Here is a 17755-nt window from a genome sequence, read left to right on the forward strand (position 1 = left end):
AGTACAGAGAGTTCAAAGAATCTAAAGCTATCGAGCTCGCTGCAAAGCTGACAGATCGTACTGTTGAAACTATGAAGGGGGTTCATGAGGAGGCTAAAGTCGACCCTGATAACCTTTTGCATGGAAATGAGTATGTTGTAGCGACTGAGTTTTTGATGGATGCTGTGCTTGGGGAAGTTAAGTCCTTAGGCGTGAAGGCGGGGAGCACGGTTTTTGCTAATGGTGCAAAAGGCATTAATAAGATTTTTGAACCCGGTCGAACGCCAAAAGCTAGCGAGTTGAAGCAATATGCGGAAGCTCAAGGTTGGAAGCCTGTACAGACTGGTGGTGGCACTCTCAAATATCTTGACGCGAATGGCATTCCTCGTGTGACAATCAAACAAGGCAGTTCGCGGGCGCCAGGAAGTGCTGATCCACATGTTGAGTTTAAAAGCGCGACAGGTCAAAGAACAGACGCCTTTGGTAATCCGGTAACAAGAAAAAGTCCGGATAATCACACGTCAATTGACTTTGATTTGTGAGGATAAATATGAACTATTATGAAATTCCCTCGCTTTCAAATATCTATCTCGAAGATAGCTATGTTTTATCTGTTCGTGAGGCGGAGGACTCTCTAATCTTTGAGTTAGAAGCAGTTCTTACTGAAAGTCATCCAAAATATAAAAAGCCACAAGAAGGAGAGAAACATTGCTATAGAAAGATTTTTTTGCGCTTTCTAAATGTAGATTCTTTCGAATGGCTTGATAGGAGGTTTATGGCATATGCAGATGCTTCGGGCGAGTTCGATTATGGGAATATAGACAGTTTTGTTGGTTGTGATGATGGCTATGAACTGACCGGAGACTGGGGGCGAGTAGCTATCAAGGGGCAAGCTGTAGATATAATTGTCGAAGATTAGTTGGTGCAAAAGGGGCTGGAGACACTCTGGCTACGCTGAGTCAAGGCCAAAAAAGAGTTGTCGGAAAAATTGACAATATTCTCATGATTTCAAGGATAGTGATATTACGGGTACCTTAAAGGATATGGCTGGTAATCCTGTTCCGAAGCCTGGCGGTGGTTATTGGGATCACCTAAAAGAGATGAACGACACTCTTCGAGGTTTACGGAACCATGCGGACACCTTGAAGGGGTGAATGAACCGTCAGCGCAAGCTGCACGTCAGCGAGCGGTCGATACTATCAATCGTATTGAGTCAGCTTTAAATGGTGCCGGGATATGACGTTTCGTGAATTGGAAAGACTTACTCAAATCAGTTGGTTACCAGAAGACAGCCCGTCGTCGTTGAGCGAATGGTATCTTTTGGTATGCGATACTCCACTAGATCACTTAAGTGTAGGAGATGTATGTCGCGCAATTAGGCAAAATCTTTTTGTTAATGAGCTATTACCCTTTGCTGTGATATTACTACATGATGATGTGTTGGCAGGAGAGAGATACGACGGCGAGCTGCTTGCAGCTCTGGCGAGTGTGAGTGCAGAGTGTTGGCAGAGAAATACAAGTGCGGCGCAAAAGGCCGTTTGCGCTTTGGCCGAAGTGAAGAATTTAAGCCAAGATCCCAAACTATTAAAGGATGCTTCGACTTTGTTGAGGGCGCTTGGCGTTTAAGTAGTTTGTAAGTTGGTGCAAAAGGAGTGTCGGGGTCCGCTCTGACGAGGGACGAATTGATTTCGGGATTGCCTGTAGGCACTAAAATCACCCCAGGAAGTGTGGTTGATATCCGTAGGTTGCCAGATGGCCGAACAGTCTGGCTGGAAAAGGGTACTGATGCTGCCGGATTGCAACATATCTACAAACGACACGAAGCCGACTTTGTCAACAAAGGCATCTCACGTGATGACATTCCAAATGTTGTAATGAGTGCTCTTGAGCGTGGGAAAGTTGTCGGGACCAATGGTTCGGCTAATGTTTATCGCATCACGCACAATGGTGTTGAGCAAAATACCGCAGTTGGGGTTAGCTCAAACGGCTTCGTGGTTCGAGCTAATCCGGTCAGTTCTTGGAAACCATTGCCATGATCAGGTTAAGACTAACGAGTGAGTATTTGGCTGGGCCGATATTCTGCCCAGATCCGGATAGAATGGGGCACGTTGATATTGAAGATTTACCCCTTTGTCCAGAGCTGATGGTCAAAATCAGTGAGTGGGACGGTGAGTATCAGTCGACGTTCAACAACGACTACCCGCCCGATTCTTGTTTTGCCACGCCTGAGGCAGAGCTTCGGCATAAAGCAGAGGGAGAGGAACTGGCCAAATCGATGCAGCAAGAACTAGGGAGCAGTTATATGGTTGAGTATTGCCCATAGTCGATAATTAGTCGGTACAAAAGATGGAAATGCGGGTGAGTTCAGTGGCGGTAAACCAGCTGTGGTGGATGATCCATATAGCCCAAGCGCTGTTACTGAAAGGTCTAAAGTAAGTCGAGATAGCTATGGAAGGGAAACTCGGCCGATGAATTTTCAGCTGGCCTTCTTAACTATGCAACTCATTCAACAGCAAAGAGCTATCAGTCTACTGTGCCGCGAGATTTGAATGAGCAAACGTTGTGGAATAGAGTGATTGATAATCCCTCGGCTGGTCGTGATACGAAATTAGCAGGCGACAAAGATTTTCCGCGAAGTGAAGGATGGAAAAAAATGGAAGCCAGTCAGCGGCTGCTTAACGGAGAAAATATAACCGTTCACTATCAGTACAACTCCGTTACCGATAAAGCATATGATATGAAAATCACGACGCCCCAGCAGCTGCCGCCTGTGCTGCAGCCCGGAAGAACTATTGAGTGATGTGGACATGATTGTTCGAGAAATTGGCCGAGAAGAGCCTGTGCAGGTTTTTGGGATTTACTGGATAAGGAACGAGCGCTTTTACTGGGTCATTCCCTATGATGGTTACGGTGGGTTGATGGCACTCAGTGAAAGTGAGGTCAATGTTCTTGACTCCTCTTTGTCAAGTGATCTCATTCTCTGCAAAGATCGAGATGAAGGAGACATGATTTTGCACTGGGCAGCAGAAGATTTAATTGAAGAGCTAGTGGAGCGGGATCCACTAGCTATGGCTGAGTTCTTAGAGCGCATAAAAAATCATAGTGCAAACCATTGACAAGCGGATAGATTCGCAAAAAAGGGGGCAGATTTGAATGGCACTTACTCAACAGCTAACCGGCTGATCTGATTAGAAAAAAAGAAAAAAGGCCGCCCTTGGTCTACGGTGATAGTTGCGAACACACACCGCTAGAACAAGGAGAGCCCGCGTGAATCGGAGACATCAAATCGTCAGGCATCAACAGCAGCGCATTCAGCAGCACGCCAAAGATAGCAATGCCCATGCGTTCTTTCAAAAAACGGGACAGATTTATTTATAGGGTTGACGAGCCCTTTTAGATATAGCGAATGAGTCTCTGGAAAATATATCTGTCCCTTTTTTCTTTTTCTTTTTCTTTTACCTCAGGTAGGTGCCGTCCTACGTGAATGGTGGTGGCAATTTGGTCAGGGTTGGGGTATTAATGCCGAAATTTTTGAAGGATCAAAACTATGCGTATTTGGATTGGCTCACTGATGCTGCTCACCTCCGCTGTAGCGCTGGGTGATGAGGCACAGCTGAAGCAGTGGGAAAAGATGGATCGCTGCTCTAATGCAGCCTTTATCGCGGTAAAAATCTTGGAAGAAAGTGCAGACACGTCCAAACAAGCACTGGCCCTACACGGAGCCGTAGAAGGGCTAAAAACCAACACAAAATTGAAAGAAGCGACACCGACTGGAAACGAAGTCATTGGCGCCTATAACTTTGCGCTTCGGATCTCTTATGAGATGCCTCGACCCTTCGCAAAGCGTGAGCATGATTGGCTCATTGCTCAGGCAGCGACTGCATGCACTTTATGGGTTCCAAGTGTTGGCGCTCAGTAATCAAAGCCAGTGGATGGCCGGCGTTCATTTATCGATCGAGCAACTGACCTGATCATGCCGCTACTTCGTATTTACGGCCGTTCCAGTCCCGGCGGTGCCCTCCGCTAACGGATGCAGCATGGCGGGCAATAGAGGGTTGAGCTAGGATTTCTACTTTTTTCAAGGACGAGGCGCAATGAACAAGCTCAAGGCGATGAATGCGGCGGTAGAGCGCTTTTTCAGCCGATTTTCTCGTAAACAGTTCTTCGTGGCGTTCGCCGTCATCACTGCGGTCAACTACTGGCTGGCCTATAACGTCGCAGGCTACAAGTCGGTCTATCTGGCCATGGTCGGAGGTTTTTTCTTCGGCCTGATGTTTGCGAAATTCGAGCCAAATAAGTAATCGCCAATTACGCTTTTCAGCCTGACGGATTCACTCATTTTTACCGTAGTCTAGCGGCGTAATAACCACAATGAGGTTCAGTAAACAGCCCCGCTTGCGCGCGGGGCGTCACCACTCTTCACTTACCGAGTTTCTTGCGTACGTCGTCAGCCATCGGACCAACAGCTCTCACTGCATCCTTGAGCTGTTGCTCGGTTACACCGAACTCTTTGGTCCAGTACTTCACCTCCCAAGCTTCCGAGGTGTTTACTCGAGCGCGATCTTGCGGGCCACGGTTTTTCAAATCGTCAGACATATTTAGCTCCATGCGGGATGACTTGGAAGCGCCCAAGCCTATCTCGATAGAACGTTAGTACAAGACGGTAGTTCGGTCTGAATAAAGAGGTGGGGAATTCGTTCGGCAGGACGCCAGGCGAGGGAATTGCGGAACAGAAAAGATAAGGGCCTGCCCAGGTTTCCCCGGCAAGCCCTTGATATCTATGGTGCCCGAACCCGGAATCGAACCGGGACGCCCTTACGAGCGGGGGATTTTAAGTCCCATGCGTCTACCAGTTTCGCCATTCGGGCGGTAGCGCGGTGTAACAGGGTTGGGAATATATAGATCTAGCCGCTTCAGCGCAACCTCCAGGCCGGTTTTCCCGCATAAAGATGCGCAGGAAAAAGCTTGGCAGATCAGTGATCTACAGGGCCTTTGTGCCAAGTGCTGATGAACGCAAGCAACCCAGGAACAAGCCCCATAAATGACAGTCATAGCGATATGCCATTTCGGCATTTCGCCAGGAGTTGTTTGATGCTCAGTGTCCGTAAGCAGGCTTGGATCATGGCCGTGGGTGTGGCGGGTTTGTTCGGCACTGCCGTGTTCAGCTCGGCGCAGGCGGGGAGTGCGGTGCAGTGGGGTGAGTTTAGTGCGTCGTCTTCAGATAAGTTAACGGCCGGCTCGATGGACGTGGGCGGTGCCTATGTGTTGAAGCCGTCGGGTGTTTCCGTTGGTGATGTCGAGGCGCTGCAGGCTGGGCAAAAACAGAGTCAAAGCGAACTGCAAAGGTTGAAAAGTAAGGTGGAAGGGCAGGAGCGTGCGTTTGATGAGTTCAAGCGCAAGGACGGTTCGAGTACCAGTAGCAGTGACAGCCAGCTGTCGAGTCTCAAGCGTACGGTGGATGAGCAGAAGAGCACGATAGAGCGGCAGAAAAGCGAGATCGACGGGCTCAAGCGTAGCCTGGATGATTTGAAGCGCAGTGTGGAGAGTTTGAGCAGCAAGGTGAAGTGACGGCACTGATAGTTTGGGCAATATAGGGCAACTGTGGGAGCTGGCTTGCCTGCGATAGCGATGTGTCAGTCACAGGTTTGAATCTGTTACACCGCCATCGCAGGCAAGCCAGCTCCCACATTGACCGTGTCGGCCTTCAGTCAATCAGCGCCAGCAAGTCGGTGACCCCTACGTCCACACCCGCCTGGCTCAGCAGTGTCGTCACCTGGCCGCGGTGGTGGGTCTGGTGGTTGAAAAAATGCACCAGCAGGCCGAAGAAGGGTTTCTCGGCAGCAAGGCCGCGCATGTTGTGATAGCGCAGGCGTTGATCAAGGTGGGACTCGTGCAGGCTGTTGGTCCAATCGATGATCAGTTGATCCAGCCAGGCGCGATGGGCCGATAATTCAGCGAGGCTGGCGAAGGCCAATTGCTTGAGGTCGCTGGGCGTGGCCACCCCGTTCAGCGGCGCCAAGGCCGCAAAGTTGGCCGGGTGTTCGGCAAAGCGCTTGAGCCAGACGGTGTCACCCAGCATCAGGTGGTTCAAGGTGCCGAGGATCGAGCCGAAAAAAGCCTGGCGGTCCTGGGTCAATTTTGCGTGCGTCAGGGTGCTGGCGGCGTCGTAGACCTTGCGGTTCATCCATTGGTTGTAAGTGGCCATCAACGCAATATGCTCGATGCGGTTCACCGCTGTTCTCCCTTGTCGGCGTGATGGCGCCATCATAAAGCTTGCCCGCCCGACGGTCATGGTGTTCCATCGCGGGAGGACTATGTTTGATCAACGCCACTATTGCGCCCCGGAGGGCGACACCATGAATACCAGCGATCTACTAGAACAACTGTTGCGTGCAGGGCAGCAAGGCGGCGGCACTTCGGGCGGCGGCCTGGGCGGCGGCCTGGGCGGGTTGCTAGGTGGGCTGTTGAAGGGCGCCGGCACCGGCAATGCATCTTCGGCTGGCGGCGGTTTGGGTGGTTTACTCGGTGGCCTGGGTGGCTTGTTGGGCGGCGCTCCGGCAGGTGGCACCTCCCAGACGCGTAGCGGCGGTGGGATGAACTACGCGGCGCTGGCGTCCCTGGGCATGGCGGCGTTCCAGGCGTACCAAGCCTGGCAACGCCAACAGGCTTCGGCACCGCAGCAAGCTATCCAGACCGTTGACCAGCTTGACGGGCCTGAAGCCGAAGCCCATAGCCACGGCGTACTGCGTGCGTTGATCGCGGCGGCCAAGGCCGATGGCGAAATCGATGCACAAGAGCAGCAGATGATTTCCGCCGAGATCGGCCGTCATACCGACGACCCACAATTGCAGCAGTGGCTCGACGCCGAAGTCGCCAAGCCCCTGGATGCCGCCGATTTTGCCGAGTATGCCAATGACCCGGCAATCGCAGCGGAGATTTATCTGGCGAGCGTGATGCTGGTCGATGACCAACAGGACGCCGAGCGTAATTACCTCGACGACCTGGCCGGTCAGTTGCAAATCGATCCGCAATTGCAGGTGCATCTGGAGCAGCAGGCCAAAGCCTAGAACCTCAGCGTCGCCCCAGTGGTCAGCCACTGGGCGCGATCGCCAATCAGGCTGCGCCCGACCAGCACGTCCACGTCGACAAATTCGCCGATGTGCAAACGCGGCCCAGCCTGCCAGGCCTGTTCGCCGCCTTCCTGGCCATAGCGCTCGCCAATCAATGTGAGCGCGTCTGCCAACTGATATTCGAACCCCGTGCCCCACGTCAGGCGATGCTGTTGATCACCCTCGTTGTAGGCGTGGCTCCAGCCGGCGTTCAGGTTCAGCCGCAGGGGCGCCAGGGGTTGCCATGTGAGTGGGATGTTCAGGTCTGCGCCATCAAACCCGTGATGGCGATCCAGCGCGACATGCGCCCCGACAGCAACCGCCAGTTCCAAGCCCAAGTCTTGCCGTGACAGCACCTGCACCTTGGCTTGCGGGCTGATCTGCGTCTCGCCTTTGCCTGCATCCGTGGCCCGTGACAACGCGGCGCCCCATTGCACGGCAGGCATGGCGCTGAACGTGCAGGCGGGCGACACGTTGCTGTTGTGGGTACTCCCCGCGTGCCGCTGGGCGCTGTACCAGGCGTCGACGTTGCATTCCCCCGGCGCGTTGATCGCGCCGTCATCAACCACATAAGCGCCGCCTGCGGCTTGGGCTTTTGAAATCAACGCGACGACAAAGACCAGGCCCAGCGTCATGCCGATAAAGATCAAGTTGCGCTGCAATGCACGGCGCTTGGCCGGTGGCAGTAACAGCAAAGTTGGGCGAGCACCGCGAGAGTGGCGTGCGCGATATTTGGCAAACCCGTCGCGGCGTGCCGGCGTGTGTTTTTTGTGCATGATGCACCTCGCTTGAATTCAGCTTTCTACGGTCAGCACCGAAATGCCGCTGGCTTTGGCCTGGCAAACCAGCTCCGAGGTATCGTCACCGCCCGGCAGGGCGATGATCAGGTCGGGGCGGCTGTCGGCCAGCATGAAGTGGTTGCGCTGGCGTTCGGCCTGTTTGCCGTGGCGCTGCCAATTGGGTGGGTAGCGCACCACGTCGATACCGATTTCCCGTGCCCATTCCTCGATCTCACTGCCCAGGAACTGGTTGCCGCCGTGGATCAGTACCTGCACCGGGCGCAGGCGGTGGTAAGCGTCCAGCACATGGCGGGACTTTTTGGTGTCGGCGTAATGACGACCTGCACAGATCAACACGCGCATGAGCAAATCCTTGTATTGCACGCGGGCGACCGGGCGGCCGCCAGCGCTTGAACGGCGGGGAGGGTCAGTACCACTGCTTGAAGCGGCGGATGTAGATCGTCTTCATCAATTGGGCGACGCAGCAGTAAGCCAGCAAGGTGCCCGCCAACCACGGGAAGTACGCCAGCGGCAGCGGTTGCAGGCCCACCAGGGTGCCCAGCGGCGAGAACGGCACGTAGATGCCCAAGGCAATCACGATGCAGGTCATCATCAACACCGGCCAGGCGGCTGTGCTCTGGAAGAACGGGATCTTGCGGGTGCGCAGCATATGCACCACCAGGGTTTGCGAAAGCAGCCCCTCGATAAACCAGCCGGACTGGAACAGGGTCTGCATTTCCACACTGTTGGCCGAGAACACGTACCACATCAGCGCAAAGGTGGTGATGTCGAAGATCGACGAGGTAGGGCCGATCCAGATCATGAAGCGGCCAATGTTTTTCGCATCCCACTTGCGCGGCTTGGCCAGGTATTCCTTGTCCATCTTGTCCCACGGCAGGGCCAACTGGGAGATGTCGTACATCAGGTTCTGCAGCAGCAGGTGGATCGCCAGCATCGGCATGAACGGAATGAACGCACTGGCCACCAGCACCGAGAACACGTTGCCGAAGTTGGAGCTGGCGGTCATGTTCAGGTACTTCATGATATTGCCGAAGGTTTCGCGGCCCTTGAGCACGCCCTCCTCGAGCACCATCAGGCTCTTTTCCAACAGGATGATGTCCGCCGATTCCTTGGCGATGTCGGTACCGCTGTCCACCGAAATGCCCACATCGGCATCGCGCAGCGCCGGTGCATCGTTGATACCGTCGCCGAGGAAGCCGACGGTGTGCCCGTTAGCTTGCAGGGCCTTGAGCACGCGGGATTTTTGCAGCGGCGTGAGCTTGGCGAACACCGTGCGTTCTTCCACACGGCGCAGCAAAGTGGCGTCGTCCATGGCTTCGATTTCCACGCCCAGCAGCGGCTGGCCGGGTTCCAGTCCAACCTGGCGGCAGATCTTGCTGGTGACCACGGCGTTGTCACCGGTCAACACTTTGATCGCCACGCCAATCTGTTGCAGCGCCGCAATGGCCGGGCCTGCGGTTTCCTTTGGTGGGTCCAGGAAGGTCAGGAAGCCCTGGATCACCAGGTTGCGTTCGTCGCTGGTGGTGTACTGCTGGCGTGCCAGTGCTTTGGGGATATTGCGGGTCGCCACTACGAGTACGCGGAAACCGTCTTCGTTGTAGTCATTGGCGAGTGTCAGCAGGGCGTCACGACGGCGCTCATCCAGGGGCAAGGCTTCGCCGGCCTCCATGACGTGCGTGGCAATGCTCAGCATCTCTTCCACCGCGCCTTTGCACACCAGCAGATGGTCACCGGCGGCATCCTTGACCACAATCGACAGGCGGCGGCGTACAAAGTCGAACGGCAATTCGTCAACCTTGCTGTAGGCAAACGGCACCTGGAACTTGGGGTTCTGTTCCGAGAACTGCACCACCGCCTGGTCCATCAGGTTTTTCATGCCGCTCTGGTGAAAGCTGTTGAGCCAGGCCAGGGACAGCACGGCGTCATCGCGCTGGCCGAAGGCATTGACGTGATGCTCGAGGATGATCTTGTCCTGGGTGAGGGTGCCGGTCTTGTCGGTGCACAGCACGTCCATCGAACCGAAGTTCTGGATCGCATTGAGGCGCTTGACCACCACCTTGCGCTTGGCCATGGCCGTAGCACCCTTGGCCAGGTTGGCGCTGACGATCATCGGCAGCATTTCCGGGGTAAGGCCGACGGCTACTGCCAGGGCAAACAGGAAGGCATCGCCCCAATCGCCCTTGGAGAAGCCATTGAGGAAAAATACGATGGGCACCATCACCAGCATGAAGCGGATCAACAGCCAGCTGACACTGTTCACGCCGCGGTCGAAGGCGGTTTGCACCCGCGAGCCGACAATCGCCTTGGCCAGGGAGCCGAAGTAAGTGCGCGGCCCCGTTGCCACCACCACCGCTTTGGCGCGACCGCTGACCACGTTGGTGCCCATGAAGCAGATGTTCGGCAAGTCCAGCAGATTGCCTTGGTCGGCGGCGAGGGTAGAGGCGGATTTTTGCGTGACATCGCCCAGGGTGTCGTACTTCTCCACCGGCAAGGCTTCACCGGTCAGCACGGCCTGGCTGATAAACAGGTCACGGGATTCGATCAGGCGGATGTCGGCAGGGATCATGTCGCCGGCAGACAACTGCACGATATCGCCGGCCACCAGGTCGCGCATCGGCACTTCGCGCAAGGTGGGCTGGGCGCCAACCTGCTCGCGGCGCAGCACGGTGGCGGTGGTGCGCACCATAGCCTTGAGGGCCTCGGCGGATTTGGCCGAACGGTGTTCCTGCCAGAAACGCAGCAGGCTGCTGAGCAGCACCATGGTCATGATAATGACGACCTTGGTCGGGTCAGCCTCTTCGCCTTCCTGCATCGGTAGCCAGCAGTCAGTCACAAAGCTGATGCCGCCCAGGGTCAACAGCACGTAGATGAACGGGTTGTTCAGGGCCTGCAGGAACTGGATGATCGCGTGTGGCGGCTTGTCATGGGCGACTTCGTTATAGCCTTCCCGTTGCAGGCGCGCCGAGGCGTCCAGTTCGGTCAGGCCGTCCTGGGTGGCCCGTACATTGGCGAGGGTGGCTGCTAGGCCATTGTGGGCTTCACGGGCGGCACGCATCGACAGCTTGGTGTCGGTGGCGGTGCCATTTTTTTTGTGCAGAGGCGTGTTTTTTACGGCGCTCATTGTCTGTACTCCTGTCGCCAATTCTCGACAAAACATACCCGGTACTTACCTGTAGACAGGCGAGCGAAAGCATGCCGAGTCGCGGACTTCGCGATCGGTTTAGATAAAGTGTTCACGTAACTTCTGAAGGGCCCGCTAACAGTGCGTTAATTAACTAACGTGCAGCGGGCTACTACTGGACTTGTTCATAAAGAACTCCAGGGGTATCAAAAAGAAAGTTGTAGTTTGCAGCCAGGTCAGGCGGCGCGAGCGCTCAGGTAAAGACCGAACAGCAAGCGGGCTTGCGCCAGGCTGGAAACCTGGGGTCTCTGTGGGTCTTGAGGGTCGGCGTGATCCCAGTGCTGCACCAGGTGGCCGCTTTCAGGGCAGATACGCCAGTGGGCCAGCGGCGGTGCCGGACGCACTTGAGGGGAGGGTATGGCAAAGGTCGAGCGGGTTGACGAAAAGCCCACGGGCTCGCGGCACAGCTTGGCGCGCAGGGCGGCGACCAGTGTGCGTGTATCGGGCAAAACAAGGAGTTGGAAGGTCATAACACACCTCGGGACCGGACGGGCGACCGGTGAGGCAGTTACGGTGGAGCATCAAGCTCTAGCGCAGCTTACCGGACCTGGAACGCGAGTCCTGTCATATTCTGGGTTTGGCGCCCGACGCCCGCAGAGGCGGTGCTCGGACAGCGACTAGATACTGTGTCCATTGGCTTCTTTTGTGAGGTTTAAAAAAGGCCCCAGTTGCGGGCACGGGCAATCTACTCAGGGCGTCAGTGAATGTCAACGTATGATTAATTAAATTATCCGGTGTTCAGAGTTCGTTCAGATAAGAGGCGCGCGTAAGTTGTAGGTTGAATAACTTCATATACCTTGCGCGGCGAGGAGTGCCAGATAGATCAATACTAAACCGCAGGCCGCATAACTCACGCGTTGCCAAGTCGGTGATGCGTTTTTGCGCAGCAGGTTTACCAAGGCGGCAGTGAGAAAACACGAGAGCACCGACGCCAGCATGAAGCCGGCAAAAAACATCAGCGTTTGCCCGTGGCTGGGGGTGGTGCCGACAATCCCCGACAGGGCGCTGCCCAGGGCGCCCCAGTAGACGATGTTCTTCGGGTTGGCCAGGGAAATCGCCGCGCCCACCGCCAACGCATTTTTGCCTGAGCTGGCAGGGGCGTTGCCGGTTGCGGGTAGCTGCCAGGCATCGATCAGGCTGCGGATGCCCAACCAAGCCAGGTACAGCGCGCAGATGATTGTGAGTGGTACCCGCACTGCATCATGCTGGATCAGCAGTGCGATACCGGTGAGGCCAATCACGGCCCAGACGGCGTCGCCCACCAGCGAGCCGAACTGCACCAGCAGGGCCGGTGTGAAGCCATGGAGCAAGCCGCGGCGCAGGGTCTCTGCCAGTACGGCGCCGGGGGAAAGGCAAAATACGAAGCCGAATACCAGCGCATAAACAAAGATCGACAGCATGCTCAGTTCCTTTCGAGAAAGTGCCAGAGCATACGTCAGTCCGGGAAGGGGATACCACGTCCTCTGTAGGAACGTTCGCGATGGCGGTATGTCAGCCACTCAATCTTCAACTGAACCACCGCCTTCGCAGGCAAGCCAGCTCCCACACTAGCCATGCATTGCCCACAGAATCAGCGTCTGTCACAGGTCCCTGTAGGAGCGAGCTTGCTCGCGAGAAGCGTCAACGATAACGCGCGTTTCCTGAATGAACGCGGTGCTTATGAGTTTTTCGCGAGCAAGCTCGCTCCTACAAAGGCTGCGGTGTTGAGGCAATGCGGTCGATTTCAGCCTTCAATTCATCCGACGATAAACTCGCAAACGGAAGTGCAAAAAACGCCTTGCAGCGTGCAGCGATAATGTCGAGGGTGGCCGTGAATGCCGCCTCTACCTGCGCCTCGTTACCCTGCACCTCGGAAGGGTCTTCCAAGCCCCAATGCGTCTTCACCGCTGGGCCGAAATACACCGGGCACGCTTCACCGGCCGCTTTATCGCATACGGTGATGACTACATCCGGCGGGCTGTCTTCAAAGGCGTCATTGCCTTTGCTGTACAGGCCGTCAGTGCTGATGCCCGCCGCCTGCAACGTGGTCAGACTGCGTGGCAGCACCTGCCCCTTGGGGAAGCTGCCAGAGCTGATCGCCTCGAAGCCCGACGGTGCCAGGTGGTTGAACATCGCCTCGGACAAGATGCTGCGGCAGCTGTTGGCGGTACACATGAACAGGACTTTCATGGGGCGTTCCTTTAGAGGCTCAGGCGCAAGGCGAGGGCGGCGAGGGTGATCAGCAGCACGGGCAAGGTCAGCACGATCCCGACCTTGAAGTAGTAACCCCAGGTGATGGTGATGCCTTTGCGCGCCAGGATGTGCAGCCACAGCAAGGTGGCCAGGCTGCCGATAGGCGTGATTTTCGGGCCCAGGTCGCTGCCGATCACATTGGCGTAGATCATCGCGTCCTTGACCACGCCCACGGCATGGCTGGACTCGATGGACAACGCGCCAATCAGTACCGTCGGCAGGTTGTTCATGGCCGAGGAGAGCAGCGCCGTCAGTACCCCGGTGCCCATGGCCGCGCCCCACACGCCGTAGGTGGCGAAGGAGTCGAGCCAGGTGGCCAGGTAGTCGGTCAGGCCGGCGTTGCGCAGGCCATACACCACCAGGTACATGCCCAGGGAAAAAATCACGATCTGCCAAGGCGCTTCCTTGAGGACTTTGCGCGTTGAAATCTTATGGCCCTTGGCGGCAATCACCAGCAGCAGCACGGCGCAGACGGCGGAAATCGCACTGATGGGAATACCCAGAGGTTCCAGGGCGAAACAGCCGATGAGCAGAATACCCAGTACCCACCAACCAGCGCGGAACGTCGCAGGGTCATGGATGGCACTGCTGGGGTCTTCCAGGTCAGCCGGGTCGTAGGTTTGGGGAATGTCCCGGCGAAAAAACCACAGCAGCACTGCCAGGGTCGCAGCCACGCTGACCAGGTTCACCGGCACCATCACGGCAGCATATTCGTTGAAGCCGATCTTGAAATAGTCCGCCGAAACGATATTCACCAGGTTCGACACCACCAATGGCAGGCTCGCCGTATCGGCGATAAACCCGGCGCCCATGACGAAGGCCAGGGTCGCCGTCGGCGAAAATCGCAAGGCCAACAGCATCGACATCACGATAGGCGTCAGGATCAACGCCGCACCGTCATTGGCAAACAGCGCCGATACCAGCGCACCCAGCAGCACCATATAAGCAAACAACCGCCGCCCGCGACCACGGCCCCAACGCGCCACATGCAGGGCTGTCCAGGCGAAGAAGCCTGCCTCGTCCAGCAACAAGCTGATGATGATCAACGCGACAAAGGTACCGGTGGCGTTCCAGATGATGTGCCACACCACCGGAATGTCCGCCAGGCTGATCACTCCGCAGGCCAGCGCGAGGATGGCGCCCAACGTGGCACTCCAGCCGACGCCCAGGCCCTTGGGTTGCCAGATGACCAGCACGATGGTGACGAGGAAAATCGCAATTGCGACAAGCATGAATAAAAGCTCCGATGGCTCAGCAGCAGGTGCTGGCCCGTTGTGGTCGGTCGCCCATTGCATTCAGACGCAGTGCGTCGTCCTGCAACCATGGCTGGTTGGCTTGCAGAGTGATGTCCAGCACCTGAGTGACCCAAGCGGGCAGTGCCGGATTGATGCGGTAGTAGATCCATTGCCCTTGACGACGGTCCACCAGCAGGCCGCAACTGCGCAATTGCGCGAGATGGCGGGAGATTTTTGGCTGGCTGTCGTCCAAGGCATGGATCAACTCACACACACAAAGTTCGCCCTCGCGCAGGATCAGTAAGGTCACCCGTGCACGGGTGCCATCGGCCAGGCATTTGAACAGGGCGGTCGGGATGAGGAGGTCTGACATGATCAAGGACTTTTCAAGTAGGTACATTCGAATATACGTATTTCCATATATATCGGTCAAATCTTGTTTCAATTGATATGGATCAAATGCCTTTGAAACCGCCACAACTGTTTGAAATTAAAATGAAACACAAATGTCCTAACGTGCCTGCCCATTGCTGATGAAGGAAGACCCCGCGTGACCCGAGCCACCCGCAACCTGCGCAAGACCCTGGATTCTGTCGCGGAAAATAACGAAACCGCGGCGTTTGACCTGATGCGCGCCGTGGAAAAACTCGGCGATGAAGTGCTGCGCCAACGCCTGCTCAATACCATCCACCGACTGAACCAGGATGCCTACGAATTGCGCGAGGCCCGGGATTCGGTGGAGCAGGTGTCGGTCAAGCTCGCCTGAGCAAGATCGTTCAAGACACGCCCTCGTTCGTGCTGGCATGCTTGTCGACTGTCTGTCGATGAGCCGTTTCCATGTCCACTGCATTACCTCATTACGCCTTCACCCGCGGCGCCATCGCCGTCATTCCCTTGTCCCTGGCCTGCGCACCCTGGGGTTTGCTGGCCGGCTCGATGGCTATCGACGCGCAATTTACCCCGCTGCAAGCCCAAGGCTTGTCTGCCATTGTGTTTGCCGGCGCCGCACAACTGGTCGCCATTGGCATGGTCAAGAGCGGTGCCAGCCTGATTTCCATTGTGTTGACCACCTTGCTGCTGACCTCCCAGCATCTGCTTTATGGCATGCACATGCGTCCTACCCTTTCTTCGCTCAACACCCGCTGGCGCATGAGCCTGGGGTTTTTGTTGACCGATGAGTTCTTCGCCCTGGTCAACCACTATGACCGCCAGACCTTCAATCGCTGGTATGCCCTGGGCGTCGGCCTGACGTTTTATATCATCTGGAACCTCTTTACCCTTGCCGGCATTGTGCTGGGCAAGAGCATTCCCGGCCTTGATCAATTGGGGCTGGAGTTCTCGATTGCCGCCACCTTTATCGCCTTGATCACCCCCGTGGTGCGCGATGTACCCACGGTGGTATGCGTGGCGGTGGCACTGCTGTGCTCAGTCTGGCTGAGTTATTTGCACTGGGAATCGGCGGTGGTGGTCTCTGGTGTGTTGGGGATGAGCGCGGGGTTTGCCTGCAAGCGGCTGGGAGTGGGGCAACGATGATTTACCTGATGATTGTAGCCATGGGCCTGGTGGTGTTCTTCAACCGTTACCTGTTTATCGAGCCACGCTTGCCGGTGCGGCTCAATCGCCGCGCGCGTGAATTTCTGGGCTTCGCCGTGCCAGGCATGCTCACGGCGATCTGCGGGCCGATTATTTTCCTGGCGGACCATCAGCTCAACCTGAGCCCGACCAACCCTTACCTGCTGGCCGGTATCTGCGCCGTGGCGTTGATGTACTGGACACGCAGCGTATTGACCACCGTGTTATTGAGCATGGCGCTGTTCTATCTGCTGCGTTGGTGGCTCTGATACCCGGGCAAAAAAAAGCCCGCGGGGTGGCGGGCAGAAGGGAGACTTCTAAAAAATGAGCCTGGCCACTATAGGCGGCGTGTTGGCTCTTCACAGTGAAACAAAGTTCATGGGCGCGTCAGTTGGCCTCGGCACAGTGGTAGAGTCACGGTTTTTCCAAGGAAGCAATGGCATGCACAACGTGGTAATGGGCGTATTGATACTGGCGGCACTGGCCGGTTGCGCAGGTTCGAAGATGAAAGAGGCGCGCGCAGGCAGCCCCTACAAGACCCTGGCGTCAGACAAGGCCACCCTGGTCGTTGCCCAGTGCATCCAGTTCGGCTGGCAGGATGAAAGCGTGTTCGGCGTCGATGCCGGCGGCTTCAAGGAAGCGACCGAGGCGGGTGGTTTCACGGTGTACACCACCGGTGGCGATTACTTTGTCGATGTACTCAGCACCGGCGCAGGGTCTACGGTCAACTACTACGCCGCGCAGGACACTATGCCGGCTAAACGTCGCCTGGCAGCACTGGCCACTTGTCTGTAAGTCGGTTGCCTTAGTCATATTCCGAAACGCCTGGCGGGACAGCCACCGGGCATTGGCTTATGATTCACTCGCTCGTTCGACGTGATGGCTCTTTACCGGTACACGGATGTCGAGGCTTAAACGTCGAACGAGCTCCTCCACCCCACCTCAACGGGGCATGAAACCCAAGTGCCAGCGTCGCGGAATCAACAGTGTCGCCACCCCCAAGGCCCCAGCCAACGCACCACTGACCCACAATGCGCGCAGGCCCATCTGCTGTTCCAGCAGCGCACCGATCACAGCGCCAATGAACATCCCACCCCACGGAATCAATTGCACGCGCCAGCCATTGCGGCGCTCGCCCAATAACCAACGGCCCAGCCCGCGACCAAAGCGTGACAGCGCCCCGGTGACGTAGGTCAGCCCCACCGGTAACCCGTTCACCTCCTCGACGGCCGCGTTGAGCATGCCCATGGCAATGATCGCCGCGAGCAACGCGGGCAAGGTGTCGGTGGCAGGCCACAACGCCGCAGCGCAGAGCAAGGCGCCGATGCACAGCAGTAAGGGCAACGCATGGCGCTTGCTGAAACGGCTGACCAGCACACCCAAGGCATTGCCGACCACGAAGGTGACGACCAACAACACCAGCCGTCCGGTGAGCCCCAGGTCGCCCACGCTGATAGCCACCGCCAGGCGCGTGGTGTTACCGCTCATGAACGAGACGAAATCGCCGCTGGCCATAAAGCCGATGGCATCGGTCATGCCCGCCAGCACCGACAGACAGGCCACCAGCATCAAGCCCACCCGCCCGCGCCAGCGCTGTCGAAGGGCGAGCGTGGCATTGGCGTAAGGCTTGCGGGACGAAGGCAGCAT

General features: G+C 56.6%; 26 protein-coding genes and 1 tRNA gene. 15 read left to right on the forward strand and 12 right to left on the reverse strand.

Annotated elements, in window-relative coordinates; genetic code table 11:
- The 9 genes from QK296_RS23170 to QK296_RS23210 all read left to right on the forward strand — a co-directional run.
- A partial coding sequence (locus tag QK296_RS23170) for a hypothetical protein (protein WP_212614255.1) occupies positions 1–521 on the forward strand: 521 nt, incomplete at its 5' end.
- An 8-nt stretch (positions 522–529) separates the two neighbouring features.
- Positions 530–898 (forward strand): hypothetical protein, encoded by a 369-nt coding sequence (locus tag QK296_RS23175; RefSeq protein ID WP_003191502.1) that lies wholly within the window; start codon positions 530–532, stop codon positions 896–898.
- 317 nt (positions 899–1215) lie between these two features.
- Positions 1216–1605: a contact-dependent growth inhibition system immunity protein gene (locus QK296_RS23180; protein ID WP_137203693.1), complete on the forward strand. Its 390-nt coding sequence runs from the start codon at positions 1216–1218 to the stop codon at positions 1603–1605.
- Between the two features lie 56 nt (positions 1606–1661).
- Positions 1662–2015, forward strand: coding sequence for a hypothetical protein (locus QK296_RS23185; RefSeq protein WP_133633692.1), 354 nt, complete (start codon positions 1662–1664; stop codon positions 2013–2015).
- On the forward strand, positions 1997–2302 hold the full coding sequence (locus QK296_RS23190) for a hypothetical protein (protein ID WP_137203694.1): 306 nt from the start codon (positions 1997–1999) through the stop codon (positions 2300–2302). Before QK296_RS23185 ends, QK296_RS23190 begins: the two co-directional genes overlap by 19 nt.
- A gap of 249 nt (positions 2303–2551) precedes the next feature.
- Entirely contained in the window at positions 2552–2779 is a 228-nt protein-coding gene (locus QK296_RS23195) for a hypothetical protein (RefSeq protein WP_240520847.1), read from the forward strand.
- A 1-nt stretch (position 2780) separates the two neighbouring features.
- Positions 2781–3095 (forward strand): hypothetical protein, encoded by a 315-nt coding sequence (locus QK296_RS23200; RefSeq protein ID WP_240520848.1) that lies wholly within the window; start codon positions 2781–2783, stop codon positions 3093–3095.
- A gap of 431 nt (positions 3096–3526) precedes the next feature.
- Positions 3527–3898: a hypothetical protein gene (locus QK296_RS23205; protein WP_122993389.1), complete on the forward strand. Its 372-nt coding sequence runs from the start codon at positions 3527–3529 to the stop codon at positions 3896–3898.
- Between the two features lie 175 nt (positions 3899–4073).
- Positions 4074–4280: a hypothetical protein gene (locus QK296_RS23210; protein WP_003191494.1), complete on the forward strand. Its 207-nt coding sequence runs from the start codon at positions 4074–4076 to the stop codon at positions 4278–4280.
- 118 nt (positions 4281–4398) lie between these two features.
- Here QK296_RS23210 and QK296_RS23215 read toward each other — a convergent pair whose 3' ends face one another.
- Both QK296_RS23215 and QK296_RS23220 read right to left on the reverse strand, forming a co-directional pair.
- Positions 4399–4575 carry a DUF3606 domain-containing protein gene (locus QK296_RS23215; protein ID WP_003191493.1) on the reverse strand — a complete coding sequence of 59 codons (177 nt, stop codon included), beginning with the start codon at positions 4573–4575 and terminating at the stop codon, positions 4399–4401.
- Positions 4576–4760: 185 nt separating this feature from the next.
- A tRNA-Leu gene (locus tag QK296_RS23220) sits at positions 4761–4847 on the reverse strand.
- A 223-nt stretch (positions 4848–5070) separates the two neighbouring features.
- Here QK296_RS23220 and QK296_RS23225 point away from each other — a divergent pair.
- Positions 5071–5547: a hypothetical protein gene (locus QK296_RS23225; RefSeq protein WP_282391336.1), complete on the forward strand. Its 477-nt coding sequence runs from the start codon at positions 5071–5073 to the stop codon at positions 5545–5547.
- A 136-nt stretch (positions 5548–5683) separates the two neighbouring features.
- On the opposite strand, the gene QK296_RS23230 is transcribed toward QK296_RS23225, so the two are convergent.
- A complete protein-coding gene (locus QK296_RS23230) occupies positions 5684–6211 on the reverse strand; it encodes a DinB family protein (RefSeq protein WP_282391337.1) in 528 nt (175 codons plus the stop codon).
- A 124-nt stretch (positions 6212–6335) separates the two neighbouring features.
- Between QK296_RS23230 and QK296_RS23235 the strand changes: the two genes are divergently transcribed.
- Positions 6336–7046, forward strand: a complete 711-nt coding sequence (locus tag QK296_RS23235; RefSeq protein ID WP_282391338.1) for a tellurite resistance TerB family protein — start codon at positions 6336–6338, stop codon at positions 7044–7046.
- On the opposite strand, the gene QK296_RS23240 is transcribed toward QK296_RS23235, so the two are convergent.
- The 8 genes from QK296_RS23240 to QK296_RS23275 form a co-directional block, all read right to left on the reverse strand.
- Positions 7043–7864, reverse strand: coding sequence for a hypothetical protein (locus tag QK296_RS23240; RefSeq protein WP_057711353.1), 822 nt, complete (start codon positions 7862–7864; stop codon positions 7043–7045). The two genes, QK296_RS23235 and QK296_RS23240, sit on opposite strands and share 4 nt — an antisense overlap.
- Positions 7865–7882: 18 nt before the next feature.
- Entirely contained in the window at positions 7883–8230 is a 348-nt protein-coding gene (locus QK296_RS23245) for a DUF2493 domain-containing protein (protein WP_003191350.1), read from the reverse strand.
- A 64-nt stretch (positions 8231–8294) separates the two neighbouring features.
- Entirely contained in the window at positions 8295–11009 is a 2715-nt protein-coding gene (mgtA, locus tag QK296_RS23250) for a magnesium-translocating P-type ATPase (protein ID WP_094774775.1), read from the reverse strand.
- 236 nt (positions 11010–11245) lie between these two features.
- Positions 11246–11539, reverse strand: coding sequence for a hypothetical protein (locus QK296_RS23255; RefSeq protein ID WP_003191347.1), 294 nt, complete (start codon positions 11537–11539; stop codon positions 11246–11248).
- A gap of 318 nt (positions 11540–11857) precedes the next feature.
- Positions 11858–12469 carry a LysE family transporter gene (locus QK296_RS23260; RefSeq protein ID WP_003191345.1) on the reverse strand — a complete coding sequence of 204 codons (612 nt, stop codon included), beginning with the start codon at positions 12467–12469 and terminating at the stop codon, positions 11858–11860.
- A 286-nt stretch (positions 12470–12755) separates the two neighbouring features.
- On the reverse strand, positions 12756–13238 hold the full coding sequence (locus tag QK296_RS23265) for an arsenate reductase ArsC (protein ID WP_003191344.1): 483 nt from the start codon (positions 13236–13238) through the stop codon (positions 12756–12758).
- Between the two features lie 11 nt (positions 13239–13249).
- Positions 13250–14533: an arsenic transporter gene (locus QK296_RS23270; protein ID WP_034135045.1), complete on the reverse strand. Its 1284-nt coding sequence runs from the start codon at positions 14531–14533 to the stop codon at positions 13250–13252.
- Positions 14534–14552: 19 nt separating this feature from the next.
- Positions 14553–14909, reverse strand: coding sequence for a metalloregulator ArsR/SmtB family transcription factor (locus QK296_RS23275; RefSeq protein ID WP_003191341.1), 357 nt, complete (start codon positions 14907–14909; stop codon positions 14553–14555).
- A gap of 177 nt (positions 14910–15086) precedes the next feature.
- On the opposite strand from QK296_RS23275, the gene QK296_RS23280 reads away from it, so the two are divergent.
- From QK296_RS23280 to QK296_RS23295, 4 genes are all read left to right on the forward strand, one after another.
- Positions 15087–15302 (forward strand): hypothetical protein, encoded by a 216-nt coding sequence (locus QK296_RS23280; RefSeq protein ID WP_003191339.1) that lies wholly within the window; start codon positions 15087–15089, stop codon positions 15300–15302.
- 71 nt (positions 15303–15373) lie between these two features.
- Positions 15374–16069 (forward strand): AzlC family ABC transporter permease, encoded by a 696-nt coding sequence (locus QK296_RS23285; RefSeq protein ID WP_003191338.1) that lies wholly within the window; start codon positions 15374–15376, stop codon positions 16067–16069.
- The gene (locus tag QK296_RS23290) at positions 16066–16377 is read left to right on the forward strand and encodes an AzlD domain-containing protein (protein ID WP_282391339.1); all 312 of its coding nucleotides are present in this window, start codon (positions 16066–16068) and stop codon (positions 16375–16377) included. The genes QK296_RS23285 and QK296_RS23290 overlap by 4 nt, the downstream gene beginning before the upstream one ends.
- A 172-nt stretch (positions 16378–16549) precedes the next feature.
- A complete protein-coding gene (locus tag QK296_RS23295) occupies positions 16550–16903 on the forward strand; it encodes a hypothetical protein (RefSeq protein WP_094774774.1) in 354 nt (117 codons plus the stop codon).
- Between the two features lie 147 nt (positions 16904–17050).
- Here QK296_RS23295 and QK296_RS23300 read toward each other — a convergent pair whose 3' ends face one another.
- On the reverse strand, positions 17051–17755 hold the full coding sequence (locus QK296_RS23300) for a YoaK family protein (protein ID WP_094774773.1): 705 nt from the start codon (positions 17753–17755) through the stop codon (positions 17051–17053).

This window comes from Pseudomonas sp. AL10 (assembly GCF_029960685.1).
GTDB lineage: Bacteria > Pseudomonadota > Gammaproteobacteria > Pseudomonadales > Pseudomonadaceae > Aquipseudomonas > Aquipseudomonas lactis.

Coding starts and splice junctions, on each gene's coding strand:
- QK296_RS23175 (WP_003191502.1), top strand. CDS start 530: ATGAACTATTATGAAATTCCCTCGCTTTCAAATATCTATCTCGAAGAT.
- QK296_RS23180 (WP_137203693.1), top strand. CDS start 1,216: ATGACGTTTCGTGAATTGGAAAGACTTACTCAAATCAGTTGGTTACCA.
- QK296_RS23205 (WP_122993389.1), top strand. CDS start 3,527: ATGCGTATTTGGATTGGCTCACTGATGCTGCTCACCTCCGCTGTAGCG.
- QK296_RS23210 (WP_003191494.1), top strand. CDS start 4,074: ATGAACAAGCTCAAGGCGATGAATGCGGCGGTAGAGCGCTTTTTCAGC.
- QK296_RS23215 (WP_003191493.1), bottom strand. CDS start 4,575: ATGTCTGACGATTTGAAAAACCGTGGCCCGCAAGATCGCGCTCGAGTA.
- QK296_RS23225 (WP_282391336.1), top strand. CDS start 5,071: ATGCTCAGTGTCCGTAAGCAGGCTTGGATCATGGCCGTGGGTGTGGCG.
- QK296_RS23235 (WP_282391338.1), top strand. CDS start 6,336: ATGAATACCAGCGATCTACTAGAACAACTGTTGCGTGCAGGGCAGCAA.
- QK296_RS23240 (WP_057711353.1), bottom strand. CDS start 7,864: ATGCACAAAAAACACACGCCGGCACGCCGCGACGGGTTTGCCAAATAT.
- QK296_RS23245 (WP_003191350.1), bottom strand. CDS start 8,230: ATGCGCGTGTTGATCTGTGCAGGTCGTCATTACGCCGACACCAAAAAG.
- mgtA (WP_094774775.1), bottom strand. CDS start 11,009: ATGAGCGCCGTAAAAAACACGCCTCTGCACAAAAAAAATGGCACCGCC.
- QK296_RS23255 (WP_003191347.1), bottom strand. CDS start 11,539: ATGACCTTCCAACTCCTTGTTTTGCCCGATACACGCACACTGGTCGCC.
- QK296_RS23260 (WP_003191345.1), bottom strand. CDS start 12,469: ATGCTGTCGATCTTTGTTTATGCGCTGGTATTCGGCTTCGTATTTTGC.
- QK296_RS23265 (WP_003191344.1), bottom strand. CDS start 13,238: ATGAAAGTCCTGTTCATGTGTACCGCCAACAGCTGCCGCAGCATCTTG.
- QK296_RS23270 (WP_034135045.1), bottom strand. CDS start 14,533: ATGCTTGTCGCAATTGCGATTTTCCTCGTCACCATCGTGCTGGTCATC.
- QK296_RS23275 (WP_003191341.1), bottom strand. CDS start 14,909: ATGTCAGACCTCCTCATCCCGACCGCCCTGTTCAAATGCCTGGCCGAT.
- QK296_RS23285 (WP_003191338.1), top strand. CDS start 15,374: ATGTCCACTGCATTACCTCATTACGCCTTCACCCGCGGCGCCATCGCC.
- QK296_RS23290 (WP_282391339.1), top strand. CDS start 16,066: ATGATTTACCTGATGATTGTAGCCATGGGCCTGGTGGTGTTCTTCAAC.
- QK296_RS23295 (WP_094774774.1), top strand. CDS start 16,550: ATGCACAACGTGGTAATGGGCGTATTGATACTGGCGGCACTGGCCGGT.
- QK296_RS23300 (WP_094774773.1), bottom strand. CDS start 17,755: ATGCTGCCTTCGTCCCGCAAGCCTTACGCCAATGCCACGCTCGCCCTT.